At 43.3% G+C, this 15,867-nt stretch carries 15 protein-coding genes; 9 read left to right on the plus strand and 6 right to left on the minus strand.

Features of this window, described 5'->3' with window-relative positions; genetic code table 11:
* The first annotated feature begins 10 nt into the window (after window positions 1-10).
* The 4 genes from KIT51_09895 to KIT51_09910 all read left to right on the plus strand — a co-directional run bounded on the left by KIT51_09895 (window position 11) and on the right by KIT51_09910 (window position 5,575).
* Entirely contained in the window at window positions 11-1,537 is a 1,527-nt protein-coding gene (locus KIT51_09895) for an MHS family MFS transporter (protein ID UYN85208.1), read from the plus strand.
* Window positions 1,538-1,608: 71 nt separating this feature from the next.
* On the plus strand, window positions 1,609-3,930 hold the full coding sequence (gene ligD, locus KIT51_09900; GenBank protein UYN85209.1) for a non-homologous end-joining DNA ligase: 2,322 nt from the start codon (window positions 1,609-1,611) through the stop codon (window positions 3,928-3,930).
* A gap of 46 nt (window positions 3,931-3,976) precedes the next feature.
* The gene (locus KIT51_09905; GenBank protein UYN85210.1) at window positions 3,977-4,822 is read left to right on the plus strand and encodes a helix-turn-helix transcriptional regulator; all 846 of its coding nucleotides are present in this window, start codon (window positions 3,977-3,979) and stop codon (window positions 4,820-4,822) included.
* A 60-nt stretch (window positions 4,823-4,882) separates the two neighbouring features.
* Complete coding sequence (locus KIT51_09910; GenBank protein UYN85211.1) at window positions 4,883-5,575, plus strand: hypothetical protein; 693 nt, start codon at window positions 4,883-4,885, stop codon at window positions 5,573-5,575.
* A 39-nt stretch (window positions 5,576-5,614) separates the two neighbouring features.
* Here KIT51_09910 and KIT51_09915 read toward each other — a convergent pair whose 3' ends face one another.
* The gene (locus tag KIT51_09915; GenBank protein UYN85212.1) at window positions 5,615-6,820 is read right to left on the minus strand and encodes a tetratricopeptide repeat protein; all 1,206 of its coding nucleotides are present in this window, start codon (window positions 6,818-6,820) and stop codon (window positions 5,615-5,617) included.
* An 84-nt stretch (window positions 6,821-6,904) separates the two neighbouring features.
* Between KIT51_09915 and KIT51_09920 the strand changes: the two genes are divergently transcribed.
* Both KIT51_09920 and KIT51_09925 read left to right on the plus strand, forming a co-directional pair.
* Window positions 6,905-7,579, plus strand: a complete 675-nt coding sequence (locus KIT51_09920; GenBank protein UYN85213.1) for a TetR/AcrR family transcriptional regulator — start codon at window positions 6,905-6,907, stop codon at window positions 7,577-7,579.
* 16 nt (window positions 7,580-7,595) lie between these two features.
* Window positions 7,596-8,891, plus strand: coding sequence for a phosphotransferase (locus tag KIT51_09925; protein UYN85214.1), 1,296 nt, complete (start codon window positions 7,596-7,598; stop codon window positions 8,889-8,891).
* 2 nt (window positions 8,892-8,893) lie between these two features.
* Here the strand turns inward: KIT51_09925 and KIT51_09930 are convergent, their stop codons facing one another.
* A complete protein-coding gene (locus tag KIT51_09930; protein ID UYN85215.1) occupies window positions 8,894-9,736 on the minus strand; it encodes a hypothetical protein in 843 nt (280 codons plus the stop codon).
* 94 nt (window positions 9,737-9,830) lie between these two features.
* On the opposite strand from KIT51_09930, the gene KIT51_09935 reads away from it, so the two are divergent.
* Complete coding sequence (locus tag KIT51_09935; GenBank protein ID UYN85216.1) at window positions 9,831-10,673, plus strand: Ku protein; 843 nt, start codon at window positions 9,831-9,833, stop codon at window positions 10,671-10,673.
* Window positions 10,674-10,732: 59 nt separating this feature from the next.
* Complete coding sequence (locus KIT51_09940; protein UYN85217.1) at window positions 10,733-11,329, plus strand: tetratricopeptide repeat protein; 597 nt, start codon at window positions 10,733-10,735, stop codon at window positions 11,327-11,329.
* A 2-nt stretch (window positions 11,330-11,331) separates the two neighbouring features.
* On the opposite strand, the gene KIT51_09945 is transcribed toward KIT51_09940, so the two are convergent.
* From KIT51_09945 to KIT51_09955, 3 genes are all read right to left on the minus strand, one after another.
* Window positions 11,332-12,180 (minus strand): DUF3667 domain-containing protein, encoded by an 849-nt coding sequence (locus KIT51_09945; protein UYN85218.1) that lies wholly within the window; start codon window positions 12,178-12,180, stop codon window positions 11,332-11,334.
* Window positions 12,173-12,712 (minus strand): hypothetical protein, encoded by a 540-nt coding sequence (locus tag KIT51_09950; GenBank protein ID UYN85219.1) that lies wholly within the window; start codon window positions 12,710-12,712, stop codon window positions 12,173-12,175. Before KIT51_09950 ends, KIT51_09945 begins: the two co-directional genes overlap by 8 nt.
* Before the next feature lie 261 nt (window positions 12,713-12,973).
* On the minus strand, window positions 12,974-13,336 hold the full coding sequence (locus tag KIT51_09955; protein ID UYN85220.1) for a hypothetical protein: 363 nt from the start codon (window positions 13,334-13,336) through the stop codon (window positions 12,974-12,976).
* A gap of 235 nt (window positions 13,337-13,571) precedes the next feature.
* Here KIT51_09955 and KIT51_09960 point away from each other — a divergent pair, with 235 nt between their 5' ends.
* The gene (locus tag KIT51_09960; GenBank protein ID UYN85221.1) at window positions 13,572-14,750 is read left to right on the plus strand and encodes a hypothetical protein; all 1,179 of its coding nucleotides are present in this window, start codon (window positions 13,572-13,574) and stop codon (window positions 14,748-14,750) included.
* 44 nt (window positions 14,751-14,794) lie between these two features.
* On the opposite strand, the gene KIT51_09965 is transcribed toward KIT51_09960, so the two are convergent.
* Entirely contained in the window at window positions 14,795-15,805 is a 1,011-nt protein-coding gene (locus KIT51_09965; GenBank protein UYN85222.1) for a metal-dependent hydrolase, read from the minus strand.
* Window positions 15,806-15,867: the final 62 nt, after the last annotated feature.

The following is a 15,867-nucleotide window of genomic DNA, read 5'->3' on the forward strand; positions in this document are numbered from 1 at the left end:
CGCCTTTTATATGGAGTATATCAGCAGCCGTAAGACCCTATGGTCGGTTATCACCGCCTCTTCGGTAGGTACCTTAATCGAGTGGTACGATTTCTACATCTTTGGAAGTTTAGCGGTAATCCTATCTGAGCAATTCTTTCCACAAACAAATCCAACTGCAGCTTTCCTTTCTACCCTGGCAACTTTTGCGGCCGGCTTTATTGTGCGCCCTTTCGGTGCGTTAGTGTTTGGCCGGTTGGGAGATATCGTGGGAAGAAAATATACTTTTCTCGTCACGCTTACGCTGATGGGAGCCTCCACGTTTGCCATAGGGCTCGTGCCCGGGTATGCGAGCATCGGTGTAGCCGCACCTATATTGGTATTGATTCTTCGCCTGGTGCAAGGCCTGGCTTTAGGGGGTGAGTATGGCGGGGCTGCAACCTATGTTGCAGAGCATTCACCCGCTGCGAAACGGGGTTTCTACACCAGCTTCATCCAAACAACTGCTACACTGGGACTATTTGTTTCAATAGGTGTAATCTTAGCTGTGCGCGAGTGGGTGGGCATCGAAGACTTTACAAGCTGGGGGTGGCGTATTCCGTTTATTCTGTCGGCTGTATTGGTAGCCATTTCTATTTACATCCGCCTGCGCATGCAGGAGTCGCCATTGTTTGCTAAAATAAAATCTGAAGGAAAGCTCTCTAAAAATCCCATTAAGGAAAGTTTTACGAAAAAAGAGAACCTGATACTCGTGCTGCTTGCACTGTTTGGTGCCACTGCCGGCCAAGGTGTGGTTTGGTATACGGGGCAATTCTATGCTCTTACGTTTATTCAGAAAATCTGTAATGTTGAGTTTGTTCAATCCTATCACATCATTGCCATTGCCTTACTAATTGGAACTCCTTTGTTCATTTACTTTGGGTGGTGGTCGGATAAAGTCGGGAGGAAATATATTATGATGGCGGGCATGTTGCTAGCCGTTTTATTTTACAGGCCGATATACGGTAAAATGCACGCGTTGGCTGATCTTTCTGCCAAAACTGAAGTTGTGGAAAAGCTTCAATCCTCAACATCCTTTAGTATAAATGATCAGGATGACTCTGTAAAAGTTATTACACAAATCCGACACTACACCGATGGATATCAACTTTATGAAACTGTTAAGTATACTTCAGCAGGCGAAACACTGAGTGTAAGCAGGCAAATAATTTTAAATGAAGATGCGAAATGGTTAATGATTATTCTGGTTCTCATTCAGGTTGTTTTTGTAACGATGGTTTACGGGCCGATTGCTGCATTTTTGGTTGAGTTATTCCCAACACGAATACGGTATACTTCTATGTCGCTACCATATCACATAGGTAATGGCATTTTTGGTGGACTTACACCTTTTATTGCGGCCAGTTTATATGAACTCAGTAAATCTGAAAGTAATCCTTCCGGTGATGTACTGGCAGGATTGTGGTACCCGATCGGAATTGCGGTGGTTACTTTTATAATTGGTATGATCTTTCTCCCGAAAAAAATAAAAGGCGAGGTATTGGAGGATGTAAATTAGTCAAAATAATCAATGGTCATTAGTCATTTGAAACTAATGACCAATGACTGGTGCCAAATGACTGGTAAAGTATGGCTAAGAAATCACACTGGACGCAGGTAGGGAAACGCAAGTTGGAATTATCCAACCTGGATAAGGTTTTGTTTCCTGAAGATGGCATTGTGAAGGCCGAAGTAATTGCCTACTACCTGAAGATTGCCCCTACAATTTTAAATCACATCAAAGGTCGCGCATTAACACTGATCCGTTTTCCGGATGGTATTCATGGCGAAATGTTTTACCAGAAGAACCGACCGGAGTGGGCGCCCAAGTGGCTGGAGTTTGAGCGATTGGGGAAGGAGGAGAAAGACTATATTATTGCCACAGAACCGGCCTCGTTGGTTTGGTTGGCCAATCTTGCATCGCTTGAGTTGCACCAGCTGCATAGCCGCAGGCCGAATTTCGATTTTCCGGATTACATGGTGTTTGATCTGGATCCACCGGAAGGATATTCATTTGAAAAAATTGTTTCCCTTGCGTTCGACCTAAGGGCTCATGTCGAATCGTTTGGGTATACCGCTTTTGTTAAGACTACCGGTGGTAAGGGTGTTCATATTTGTTGTCCGCTTGAGCCGAAGTTTGATTTTCATACAGTATTCGAATCAGCACAACTCATCGCTCAACCCTTTGCAGAGGCCAACGCAAAGGAAACAACCCTGCACATCAAAAAGGATGCTCGCAAAGGGCGTGTATTAATTGATATCTATCGTATCCGATCCGGACAAAGTATTGTATCTCCGTACAGTTTGCGCGGCAGGGTAGGTGCACCGGTTTCCATGCCATTACGGTGGGACGAACTGGAGAATCTAAAAAGTCCGCTGGAACATAACATTCACAACGTGATTGATAAAGTTTTGAATGATGGCGATGCCTGGGAAGGCATGGATGCTTTTGCGGTAGAACTGCACAACCATCGAAAGCGCGTGGTAGCAAAAGAGTTACCAGTTTCCAGGAAGAGAAAGACACCCGCCCAGCTTGAATCCTACGAAAAGAAACGCGACTTTAAGAAAACACCGGAACCCGATGCGCGCGTTGTTGAGGGAGGTGGAAACAATTTTGTGATCCACCGTCATCATGCTTCACACCTTCACTATGATTTGCGGTTAGAGCAGGATGGTGTATTGAAATCATGGGCGGTGCCGAAAGGAATGCCGCCACATCCGGGGGTAAAACGGTTGGCGGTACAAACCGAAGATCACCCGATGAAATACCTGACTTTTGATGGCAAAATCCCGAAAGGGCAGTATGGCGGTGGTGATATGTGGATTTACGCATTAGGCAAGTACACCATTACGAAAGAAAAGAAAGATGGATTTTATTTCAGGCTGAGCAGTAAAGAACTGACGGGGGAGTATCGCATTTACCAAATCAAGCAAAAAGAATTTCTGTTAGAGCGTGTTGATATTCCACAAATTGATTTTCTGAAGGATGAGATAGCGCCCATGCTTTCCGATAGCGCCACTATATTACCAGGTAATTCTGAGGACTACGTTTATGAAGTCAAGTGGGATGGTATTCGCGCCCTGATTGCGTTGGAAGATGGTCAACTTCGTATTCGAAGCCGAAACCAAAACGATATTACCAGGCAATTTCCCGAACTGCTGCTTGCCGATAAGGCCTTTCGTGCTACAAATGGATTGTTTGATGCCGAGATTGTTTGCCTTGATAAAAAAGGGAAGCCTGAATTCAAAAAAGTGATCAACCGCCTTATGGCTTCGGGTGAGACTAACATCAGCAAGCTTTCGAAATCAACTCCTGTTTATTGCTATATTTTTGATTGTCTGTATTTGGATGGAAGGAGCCTGATCAATGAGCCCTTAATGCAACGCAAAGTATGGTTGAAAGATGTGATCAAAAAGGAAACGCCTTACCGCGTGAGCGAATGGGTTGAAGATGGGGATGCCCTGCTGGAAGCTGCCAAAGTACACAACCTGGAAGGTGTAATGGCCAAGCGCAAGGATGGACGTTATTTTCCCGGCAGGCGAAGTGATTCGTGGTTGAAGATCAAGATCAGGAATACAACCGAATGCGTGGTGATTGGGTACAATGAGGGAAAGGGAAATCGTAAGGAAGCGTTTGGTGGTCTGCACCTGGCCCAATGGGAAGGTGATGAGTTGGTTTATCGCGGCAAAGTAGGAACCGGCTTTGACGATGCCACGATAAAAGAAATTTTCTCGCGCATTAAAAAATTGAAACAAATCAAGAAGCCTGTGGGGGGCAAGGTGCTCGATGAAAAAGTATCCACTTGGGTGGAACCTAAACTGATGCTTGAGGTGACTTATTCATCGTTAACACCCGACAAAAACTTCAGGGAACCGGTGTTTGTGCGGTTGCGGGAGGATTTGATGGTATAATAATACCTTTAATTATATTTGTTCATGTCATTCATAACATACCGTTATGAAACGCGTAATTAATATAATGCAAGGCGGTGTACAGTATCTTATCGGTGAGCCTACCGTACCGTTAAACTTGTGGGTTGATCATTTTTTAATTGCGAAAGGATGGCCTCAATTTTCTGAGAGACGTGTATTTCCAAATAACCATGTAGATATTTTTTTTAACCTGGGTGACTCCAATAATGGTAAACTATTCAGGAACCCAAACTCGTTTGAGTTTAAGGATTGTATTGTTTCAGGATTAAGGACGAGCTTTATGGAGATAAGGCCTTCCAGTTATTTTGAAGTTGTTGGCATACGATTTACACTATTCGGATTTTTCGACCTCTTTAAGATACCCGCTGTTGAAATTACAGATCAGAACTATACTCAATTTGATGTGCTTGGAAAGGAAGCACAAATACTGTACGCCAAACTCATGGATTGTAAATCAATACCCGATAAATTCAATGTGCTTGAACAATGGATGCAAGCCAAGGCCGACAGCAGGCCACCGGACATCAGAAATTGGGCCCGGATTGAACAAATACTTCGGGAACCGTTTGGCTCGGTTCAAACTAAGCTTGCCCAAGTAATGGGTTACTCACACAAACACATTGTATCATTATTTCGTGAAAGGGCAGGCCTAACGCCTAAAGCAGTACAAAAAATCTATCGGATGAATAGTGTTATTAAAAACCTTTCAACAAAAAATGCTTTAGACCTACCGGACTTGGCGTATGCGTTGGGATATAGCGATCAAAGCCACATGATTCGGGAAGTTAAGCGTTTTACCGGTTTTACACCCGTTCAGTTGCAGCACCAACACACCATTTCAACCGATAAGCTATTGCGCGAGGTGAGGTAATTTTTTTTCTATCCCGGAAAGCCGTAATCGTTGATTTTAGCTCGTAAAAAAATCAACGTTATGGACTATTCAGCAATCATCAACATCCACACTATTATTGGTTTTTCAGCTTTAGGCTCATTTTGGGTTGCGGCACTTAGTCGAAAGGGATCGTATATTCACCGTACAGCCGGCAAAGTGTTTATGCTTAGCATGTTGGTTATTCTCGCCAGCGTTATCCCCATGATCATGGTTAAGGCCAACGAAGGTGATATAGTTTTCTGTATCATTCTTGGCTACTTGTTTTCCATTGCGGCAGTGGCCACATACGTTACCTGGTTTGCCATCCAAAAAAAAGGAGCAAGGGAAGATTATCATTCTCCTGTATTTAAGATTACTGCTACCATATTATTTTTCTATGGTTTTGGTATATGTATTATAGGTATTAGTAATGGTTCATTGCTTCAAATTGCATTTTCATCTGTCGGCCTGGTACTGGGCGCAAGCATGTGGTGGAGTGTGTGGAGTAAAACTGTTCCTAAGAACTGGCACCTGTCGCAACATATGAATGGCGTAGCTGTGAACTTTGCCGCTGTGCATGGTTCATTCTTCCGCTTTGGGCTTACAGGTTTGCTGCCCATACCTGATTCGCCTGAACTAAATACATTTGCACAAACCAGTATGATTGTGCTTGCACTAATATTAAGGTTATGGCTTGGCAGGAGATTCCTGAAAGACAGGAAGTCAAACGAACTTGCAAATGCTCCGCTTTAAGCAGGTATTGGTGATTTGGATACCGCTAAAAATCGTCAATCAATGGTTCCGACAAAAACTTTTTGTAATTCGCTCTTCTATCGGATAGTTCAATCTTGCAGCATTTTTCAAATCATCACATGCTTCAGCCAATTTATTTAATTTGTAGTAAGCAATCGCCCGGTTATAATAAGCCACCCCGTAATCCGGCTGATAGGTGATCGCTGCGCTGTAATCCTCAATGGCTTCTGTGTATTTTTTTTGTGCTGCAAGAATGTTTCCGCGGTTAAGCCACGCTTTCACAAATCCTTCATCCAACTCAATAGCTTCGGTATAATCGCGGAAGGCACCAGCAAGGTCATGTAGTTTTTCTTTTGCCATTCCACGGTTAAGCCATATTTCCGGATTGGCACGGTCCAGTTTTATTGCCTGACTGTAATCGGCCAATGCACCGGCATAATCTTTTCGCAATAAGCGGTAATATGCCCGCTCAAGATAAGGATCAAGCATGAGCGGATCGGCTTCAATGGCTTCGGTTAATTGTCGCTCGGCTGTATTAAAGTCACCTTTTCGTGCTGAAAGAGATGCCAGGTTATGCTTGGCGATGGGATGATCTGGATTTATTGTCAAGGCTTTTTGAAAATCTTCATCAGTACTGGCCTCACCACAAGCCTGTTTGGCCATGGCACGATTGATATAATAATCTGCCTCGCTTGTGTTAAGCCTGATAGCGGAATCAAAGTATTGAATAGAGGCAGGGCAATTCATTAGTTGTGTTTCAATCAAGCCCAGGTAATTATACACTTGCGATTGAATGGCTCCCTGGGCCGTCAGTATCTGGTCGGTGCCCGGACTATGAGCCGACTGTCGATAGTAAATAGTATTGGTTTCACCAGGTGGTAGTCTTAATAATCTTTTAAAATCGTCTTGTGCAAGGATGTACTGATTTAGTTGAAAACGCAAGGCACCCCGACTTAACAGTACCTCAAACTGATCAGGGATAAACTCCAGGCTTATAGTATAATCGCGCAAAGCCATGTTAAAATCACTTAACCGCTCGCAAACAGCAGCGCGGGTGGCATAGGCTTCGGCAAAACCCGGATCTTCCGCAATGCTCTTTGTCAGCAGGCTTCTGGCTTCTTCAAAGTTGCCTGATCCCATCGCCAAAATGCCCTGGTTATAGAATTCTTCGGCCCGCTGCTTTTTTACCTGGGCCAAGCCGGAAAGGGAAATGAAAAGGCTAATGAGGGGGATTACAATTCGCATAGTCGAATAATGCAGGGCATAACCAAGTAACAACTTTTACCTGAAATAAATCGAACTTTTGGTTTGAGTAGTTGTTAAAAAGTCATGGAAAAGACAAAAAAATCAACCCGTAAAGCCAAAGCATCCCCTTCAGCTGCTGCGCTGATCGCTGCCTACCAGGAGTACCTGCTCATGCATGGAAAACAACCATCAACAGTTTATAAGTTCTGTACTGAACTGGGCCTTAAAGAAGCTGATTTCTATAAAGTTGCAGGGTCTTTTGAGGCACTTGAAAAACTTATTTGGTTGGACTACATCCAGAAAACTATAAGTCGGCTGGAGGGCGATGGTGATTATGTAAATTTCAGTGCCCGGGAAAAGCTATTGGCCTTTTATTTTACCTTGGCCGAAACGTTGAAGGCCAACCGAAGCTTTTGTGTGTTGTTGCTAAGCCGGCATTCCAGGTTGGAAGTAGTGCCCGGTTTTTTGAAACCTTTTAAGAATAAGTTTGAAGAGTTTGTCGGCCAGTTGTTGAATGATGGAAAATCGAAAGGCGAAGTAGCCGAACGGCCATATCTCGATAAGCGATACCCACAATTGTTTTGGGTACATTTGAGTCTGTTGCTGCTTTTTTGGAAAGATGACGACAGTGCAGACTTTGAAAAGACAGATGCTTTTATTGAGAAGTCGGTGAATCTTGCGTTTGATTTGATAGGGAAGGGAGCACTGGATTCTGCCATTGACTTCGGAAAATTTTTGTACCAGAGTAGGATGAATTAATCAGCAGGGCAGGCACGTGAAAGAATTCGATAAAATTCCCGTTACCAAGGTGCAACGGGCATCAAAGTTCATTGCTACAGGCGCGAAAATCGGTACTAACTACCTTAAGCATTACAGCAAAAAACTGGTTGATCCATCGGTTTCCCGAAATGAGCTTCATGAGGATAATGCCAAGGATATTTATAATTCACTGAGTGAATTGAAAGGCAGTGCCTTGAAAGTTGCCCAAATGCTTAGCATGGACAAGAACCTGCTCCCCAAGGCATATCAGCAAAAGTTTTCCATGGCACAGTACAGTGCGCCACCACTATCGTACCCGTTGGTGGTAAAAACATTCCAGCAATATTTTGGAAAAGGCCCTGACAAGATTTTTGAAGCGTTTACCCACAAAGCTGTAAATGCTGCCTCCATGGGGCAGGTGCATCAGGCTACCCTTAACGGGAAAAAGCTTGCCGTAAAAATCCAGTATCCCGGCATCGGCAACAGTGTTAAGTCAGACCTGGCCATGGTTAAGCCCATCGCGCTAAGTATGTTTAACCTTAATCCTGCCGAATACAATGAGTTTATCCAGGAGGTGGAGCAACGCATGATGGAGGAGACTGACTACACGTTGGAATTAAAACGTTCCATGGAGTTGTCGAAAAAAAGCAGCCATATTACCAACCTTGTATTCCCACAATACTATCCACAGTATTCTTCCGAACGCATACTCACAATGGATTGGATTGATGGAAAACCCTTAGGTGAAATAATCAAGGAAGGAATTCCCACAGAGGCTGGTCAAGCATTGGGTCAGGCCATGTGGGACTTTTATCATTTTCAGATGCACGATTTGCGCAGCGTTCATGCCGACCCTCACCCGGGCAATTTTATTGTCACGCCCAATTTTCAACTTGGCATTATCGACTTTGGCTGTGTTAAGGTAATACCCGATAAGTTCTATAAGCTTTACTTTAGATTATTAAATCGTGCACTGCTTTCAGATCAAAAAGAGTTAGAAAGGGTATTTTATGATCTTCATTTTATCTACCCGGATGATCCCGTAAAAGACAAGCAGTTCTTTATAAAACTTTTCACCCAGCTTGTTGAACTGCTTAGCCGCCCGTTTAATGCAGAGTATTTTGATTTCGCTGATTCTACTTACTTTGAAACGCTTTACAACTTTGGAGAGAAACTTTCAAACATGAAAGAACTGCGTGAATCGAAGAAGGCGAGAGGCGTACGCGATGCTTTGTACATTAACCGCACCTATTTTGGGTTGTACAATTTACTGCACGACCTGAAGGCGAATGTGCGTACAGTACCTGCGTAGCTTCAGCGATTTTGATTGTTGAGGAAGTAACTTACCCTTACGCGAAACATTGTTTCTAAACGGGGTTGACCAGCAATAAACTTGGTAATGTTAAGGGATGCAGCTGTTCGGTCACCAATCATTTTTCCAAGATCAAAGCGTAAAAAAAGAAAGTACGTATCCTCAACAAAAGTGTGGATATATTCCGGGTGAAGCGAAACCCAACCGGCCCAATCATCCACCACAAAAGTTGCCGGCATGCTTAAGCTGATCACCTTTAGTTTATCATTGAACGATGGGTCCTCCAGATCGGGCACGCCATCGCCACCGCCCAAGCTGTTGAGCCGGGCTGAAGAAAACTGAAAATTAACCTGCGGAAAAATGTGAAAGGCTGCATCGGGCCGGAAAGAAAAAATTACCCCGGGCTTAAATACCCAGGCACCCGTGCCACGTCCTAAAATTTCGTTGCCGGTAGGCGCGGTTACTTCAAGAAACGTTGAAACCTTCTGCAGCCCTAAGGCATCTTTCGTTTCAATGGGCACACCCATGTAGGTAAACTTCACATCGCCAATACCGGTGGTATTTTCGAAACCTGCAAAATCCCCGCTGAAAATTGAATGCACAATGGGAAAGGTAATACCCATTAAGTGCCGCTTTCCGGGCAGCCCGTAATAAAAGCCAGGCCTGAAGGCAAAAAACCTGTTTTCGGCAACAAAGTAATAGGAGTCAAAATCAATGTTAAGCCTGCTCTCCATGTTAGCCGGGTTATAGGGCTCACGCGAATCCATTGCCGATTGTGCATTTGAGCCAACAAATAATGCCAGGTTAGCGCTGATCAATAGCAACTGAAACTTCTTAAACCTCATATCCCTAAAGATAACAGTCATAATATGAATTTGTTAAATATATTCATTATCAATACTTTAGTGGTACTTATTTAATTTTTTAAACTAAGTATATATGAGAGCCATCTGGAAAGGCCATATCCGTTTTTCGCTGGTTACAATACCCGTTCGGATTTACAATGCCATTGATTCTGCCCAAACGATTAGCTTTAACCTGCTCTCCCGAAAAGGGCACAACCCGGTAGCCTATGAAAAGAAGGATAAGGTAACTGGGGAGGTTTTAAAAAATGAAGACATCATAAAGGGCTATCAATATGAACCAGGTCAATTTGTGATTATTGAGCAGGAAGATTTCGATAAAGTAAAATTGAAAAGCACCCGCATTATCGATATTGAGGGCTTTGTTCAGGCTGAAGAAGTTCATGCTACCTTATTTGAATCCCCTTATTACATCGGGCCCGATGGCGATGTGGCTGCCAAAAGTTATGGATTATTGTGCGAAACCTTGAAGCAGAGCGGGCGTGTTGGTGTTGGGCGTGTTGTTCTGCGCGACCGGGAAACGGTGGTACTGCTTGCCCCGCATGAAAATGGGTTGATGGTTTATCGGCTGAGGTATCCCAATGAAGTGAGAAGGATACAGGAAGTTCCGGGACTATTGGAAACAACCATTACCGATAAAGAACAACTTAAACTGGCCAAAACCCTGGTGGATTCCATGACACGCCAGTTCGTTGACATTGAAATGAAGGATCACTACACGGAAGAACTGAAGAAGATGATCCAGGCAAAAATAGAGGGCAAAGAAATTATTTCCGTTGCCGAAGAGGAGCCCGAGGTGGTGGATATCATGACAGCCTTGAAAGCCAGCATCGAACAGGCCAAAAAGAAACCCATGGAGAAAGCAAAGGGAAAACCCGAAGAACAGAAAAAGGTTTCGGCAAAGCGAAAGTCAGCATAGTTCCTCAAATGCCATGGGCCATTTGTACTTGATTGCCCATTCATGCTTACCTTTGTGGCATGGCTAAAGTGGTGAAATTTCCGGTGCCTGAACCCGTTAAATTTGGGCTGCAGAAAGCTCAGAAAAGAAAGCAAAATGAGCCGGAGGTGCATGGCCAGCTTAACTTGTTTCAGGGAGGTAGGGTTGTTAAGCTTGGTCAGCTTTCAACCTTTGAAGAAGCCTTGCTCTTAGACGAACAGGGCGACCGCCTAAACTCAAAAAATCTTTATCTGAAAGCCATTGAAGAGGGCGAGGCCCTGGCCGATGCTAATTGTAATTTAGGAATAATGGAATCCGTTGAGGGCAACCATACCCGTGCCATTGATTATTTTACCCGTGCACTAAAAGAAGATCCGCGGCATTCCGAATCGCACTACAACCTTGCCAACCTGTATGCCGAAGTTGGAAACTATAACCTGGCAAAAGTACATTACACCATTGCCATCGAACTTGAACCAAATTACCCCAACAGCTATTTTAACCTGGGGTTGACCCTTGCCGTAACCAAAGAATTTACTGCCGCTGTGGAAGCTTTGCGTAAATTTACAAAGCTGTCACCCGGTGATGACCACAAACAAGTGAACCAACTGATTGAGCAATTGACTTCACTGCTTTAAGCTTACACCAGGTAAAACGTGAGCAAGAATAAGATAAACCGGTAGGCTTCAAGCGCCAGAAACAGGCCCAATATTCCCAAAGCACACTTTACGATAAGCCGTTTTCCTTTTTGAGCATAAAACGTGCGGGATGCACGAAGTAGAAAATACAGGTTGGTTGATACGAAAACAATTGTAAGTGTGGTATCATTCAAATATCCTTCCCATCCCAAATGCCCCCACCGCAGTATATTGTTCACAATCCACAGTATGATAGATAGTACAATAGCGTTGACAAAGATGTTAAAACAAGCCAGTTCAACAGCCAGTGTAGTATGATCAGTGAAGTATCGATTCTTTTTCCGATAGATAATGCTCAGGGGCAACGATGCCAATATCACGAAAACCACAATCAACAATTTGGCAAGGGTAGTTGTTTTGGCATTGTACATTAATTCGAACGCTGCCAAACTCATACCTTCTTCGGCAAGCCTGTTCATTACCATACTTCTTGCCATGGCACTATGGAACAAGAAATACATTTGTGTGCGCAATGAAGAGCTGAACAATTGAAGTATGGGAAATAAAAAGTATATCAGGTTGAGAATAAAAAAGAGCTGTAGTGGACGAATGTAATTAACCCTCCGGCCCTCGGCATACTCTTTTGAAATAAACCCTGGGTTAACAACCGATAACCATAAGGATTTGATAAACTTATTATCCGCAAAGGTTACGGCAATAAGCACGTTACTTAAAAAGGTTCGCAACGTACGGTCCTTTGGGGTAATAATCTTTTCGCCACAAAAGTTGCAGTAATTACCTTCAAAAATATGACCGCAGCTTTTGCAGGTATGTTGGTGAAGCTCAGACAAGGTTTAGTGGCTTTAATTTCTTTATAATTTTTCCCGCCCTAGAAACAAACCCGGCTGATCCATAGGGCAAATGCTTTTCCAAAAGCAAAAGTAATTCATTTTTCAGTTCAGGTTTATCGGAAGCGATGTTGGCCAGCACGGTCATAGAAAATACACGTACGGCTATCGGTTCCCCGGTATTATCAAGGTACTGGAAACAGATTGCAGCGGCACGTCCTTGAAGCTTTTTAGGAATATCTACAAATTGAAGAAGCCTGATAGTATTCCGCTTTGCCGCGTTATGGATCGGGTTTTTGTCCAGGTTGCTGATTAATTTTTTCAGGTAAGGTTTTACCAATTTTGGATGACGCTCAGCACAAAACGTTAATACCCGCGAAGCGCGTTGCGAAATCTGGTAAGGTTCGGCCAGGAATATGTTAACTAAATCATCGAATTTTTTTGGGTTATTTCCAATAAACTGTACAAGGCTATCAACCTCGGATTTGTTACGGGCTTTGAAGATTTTTTGGAGGAGATTTAACCGGGCTTGCAAGGTATACTTGATGTAAGCTAAAAATACCTAAATCATTTGTTTCGCTCCTTAATCTCGGCAACAATTGATTTGGGCATTTCACGCCAGGAACAATTTTTACCCAGCCGAAGTAAAATTTGATCTTGAAAAGGAACTAAAGAGCGATCCTAACCTGAAGTCGAGAATTTTGAAAGCAAAGTACTGTGATAGCCTGACCGAAAATCAAATAATCGAACGTGTGCGCTTGTTTTTCGAGACTCGTTTCAAAACCAAAAAATAGGCTCAGGCGCTATGCCTGTACAAACGTGAACCAGCTTCCCACTCCGTCATTTGATCGATAAGTTCCCTTTCTTGTGGTGAAAAGTCAGCCTCTTTTGATTTGCGGAGGGACTGAAAATACTTTTCAAGACTGGAATAAAACTGCAGCCTGTATTTGAAGACAGCCTTGCTTCCAATGGCTTTTTTCAAGTCGCGCAAAGTTGAACGGTCATCAATCCATAACAAATACAACGAGTCGCTCTCTGCCGAGCCCGGCATAAACGGAAAGTTAGATTTATCAAGATTGCGTAACACTTCTTCCGTAAACCCCGGTTTACCGGAAATGTATACTGTTATCCATTCCATAGCGAATACTCCTTCTCTCATCTTTCACAGTATTTACGTACGGGCTTCCACCGGCAAACCAACGATAATAGGGTTGTGGTGTATTCGTGAAAAATTATTTGTAAGCTACTGTGATTCAAATTATTTTAACTTCGATGCTCTTATAACGAAACTCGTGTAATAAGGTTCGGAAAGTGGAGCGGTTGAGTATTTTTTTATTGCCCTTACATAAGCGCATGTTTACCCACTATAGCTTTACAAATTCTTATACTTATTCATGAAGAAGTCTACTAGACCCTTACCCGCCAGAGGGGGTTACCGGCCCAATGCAACGGTTCGGCTCGTTAGGGCTGGTCATGAATATTTTAACCTGCTCGATAAACTTATACACGAAGCACACGACTCCATACATTTGCAAACTTATATTTTTGAGCCTGATGAAACCGGAACGCGTGTAGCCAAGGCACTTATACAAGCCGCAAAACGTGGTGTAAAAGTGTATGTAATTGTCGATGGGTATGCCTCCCAAAAGCTTTCGAAAGATTTCATTCGGGTGCTGCGTGAAGCGGGTATTTACTTCAGGTTTTTTGCAGCCTATTTTAAAAGCAAACACTTCTACTTCGGACGAAGGCTCCACCACAAGGTTTTTGTTGTTGATGGCCGTTACAGTTTGGTCGGTGGAATAAATATAGGCAATCACTATAATGATACGGCCCATAATGTTGCCTGGATCGATTGGGCCGTTTATTGTGATGGCGATATCAGTGCAAGGCTGCGCAAGATTTGCGAAGCCCGCGTACAGGGAAAGGGAAGGAGATCATTCGTTCGGCATACGATGCTGGAAATACAACAAAAGAATAAGCCGGTTATATTGGCCAGGCCGCGCATCAATGATTGGGTTCGCAGAAAAAGAGAAATTACAAAAAGTTACCTGGAAATGTTCAGGCATGCTGAGGATTCGATTTACATGATGTCGAGTTATTTCCTTCCCGGCAACCTGCTGCTAAAAAATATTGCAGCGGCTGCTAAACGCGGTGTTAAAATAAAAGTTATTGTTGCCGGCATCTCCGATGTAGCGCTTGCCAAATATGCGGAGCGATACATGTATGGTTGGTTTTTACGGCACGGGGTAGAAATATGGGAATACCAACGAAAAGTTTTGCATGCTAAATTAAGTACCTACGATGGGCAGTGGGTTACTATTGGATCATACAACATTAATAACATTAGCGCGTACGCCAGTGTTGAGTTAAATATTGATATTTACAATGAAGGATTTGCACGCGATGTGGAAAGGCGGTTGAAACGAATAATGGAGTTGGAGTGTGTGCAGATAACGCCAGAATTGTATACTAAAAAGCAAACCCTTTGGGAGCGATTTTTACAGCGCAGTGCCTATGATATATTTCGGATACTGCTTTTCTTATTTACGTTTTATTTTAAGCAGCGAGACTGATTTGTTAGTTGCTTTTGGTTGTTAGTTGTTGGTTGCTCGATTGGTTAATTGCCCATTATCCTATTAATTAGTTCGCTTATTGTTTTGGAGTCCCAATTAGCAAACCTTCCACGTTGAATCACCATTAAGTTATCATCAGGATGGCTTAGGTAAAAATGAAAAACAAATTCATTGTCGGGAGTAGCCCAACCTGTAATTTGTCCAAAGCGCAAGTCGTTGAAGATTAGTTTACCATCCTTTTCCTTTAGGATATAGTAGCCCTGTGAAAATCGTATAAGGTGTTTCAAGGATTCATGCCCGGCCACCTCGTTTAGCAGATTTTTGTTTTGGGGGAAATAATAAAAATCAATCGTCTCCCGCTTGTCAAAAACCGACCGGTGCGAGACATAAAAACCGTTATCATCCTCAACAGCTACAAACCAAAGCCATGTGTTTAGTGGAGTAGGTGTGGTCATATAGCGTTTGAAGTCAATGCCTTGTTTTGATAATGCCGACTTTACGGTTGAGTCAATGATCTGTTTATTAATCTGCGCGTAGAGTACGTATATCGAACAGAGCATTATACTATACGTGGCCCATTTTATTCGGGAAGGATTATCGGTTTTGAGGATGAGCAGCGCCACATTTGCAATAATTAGCCACACAGAAAAAAACGGATCGGCCACAAATAAAAAATTAAACGACAATCGATCATGAGTAAAGGGCTCGAACCAGCCTGTGCCGTAGGCATTGCAGGCGTCTATGCCAATATGAATGAGCATTTGTACTGAAAAGAATAGCAACCACGAGCGAAAGGGCATGTTGGGTTGTCGGTACCACCGGTCGGTAAGCAAGGCTAAGCCAACCGCAGTTAGCCCTACAAATAAGAAAGAGTGCGTGAATCCGCGATGCGCCAACAGGTTTTCAGAAAAGCTCATCCAAAATGAAGCAACAAAATCTATATCGGGGAGGCTTTGGGCGACTGCCCCTAAAAGAAGTGCTCCTTTACCAATCCGTTTACCGGCAAGTGCTTCGCCTACTGCGGCACCCAGGGCAATATGGGTAATTGAATCCACGCTTAACGAAAATAGCAGTTATCAGGTAAGACCTTTATGATATTTATCAGGCGATTCGCTAA

Source organism: Cyclobacteriaceae bacterium (genome assembly GCA_025808415.1).
Lineage (GTDB): Bacteria > Bacteroidota > Bacteroidia > Cytophagales > Cyclobacteriaceae > UBA2336.

Excerpts from the sequence above, each read along its gene's own strand:
- KIT51_09895 (UYN85208.1), top strand. The coding sequence starts at position 11 with ATGGAGTATATCAGCAGCCGTAAGACCCTATGGTCGGTTATCACCGCC.
- ligD (UYN85209.1), top strand. The coding sequence starts at position 1,609 with ATGGCTAAGAAATCACACTGGACGCAGGTAGGGAAACGCAAGTTGGAA.
- KIT51_09905 (UYN85210.1), top strand. The coding sequence starts at position 3,977 with ATGAAACGCGTAATTAATATAATGCAAGGCGGTGTACAGTATCTTATC.
- KIT51_09910 (UYN85211.1), top strand. The coding sequence starts at position 4,883 with ATGGACTATTCAGCAATCATCAACATCCACACTATTATTGGTTTTTCA.
- KIT51_09915 (UYN85212.1), bottom strand. The coding sequence starts at position 6,820 with ATGCGAATTGTAATCCCCCTCATTAGCCTTTTCATTTCCCTTTCCGGC.
- KIT51_09920 (UYN85213.1), top strand. The coding sequence starts at position 6,905 with ATGGAAAAGACAAAAAAATCAACCCGTAAAGCCAAAGCATCCCCTTCA.
- KIT51_09930 (UYN85215.1), bottom strand. The coding sequence starts at position 9,736 with ATGAGGTTTAAGAAGTTTCAGTTGCTATTGATCAGCGCTAACCTGGCA.
- KIT51_09935 (UYN85216.1), top strand. The coding sequence starts at position 9,831 with ATGAGAGCCATCTGGAAAGGCCATATCCGTTTTTCGCTGGTTACAATA.
- KIT51_09940 (UYN85217.1), top strand. The coding sequence starts at position 10,733 with ATGGCTAAAGTGGTGAAATTTCCGGTGCCTGAACCCGTTAAATTTGGG.
- KIT51_09955 (UYN85220.1), bottom strand. The coding sequence starts at position 13,336 with ATGAGAGAAGGAGTATTCGCTATGGAATGGATAACAGTATACATTTCC.
- KIT51_09960 (UYN85221.1), top strand. The coding sequence starts at position 13,572 with ATGAAGAAGTCTACTAGACCCTTACCCGCCAGAGGGGGTTACCGGCCC.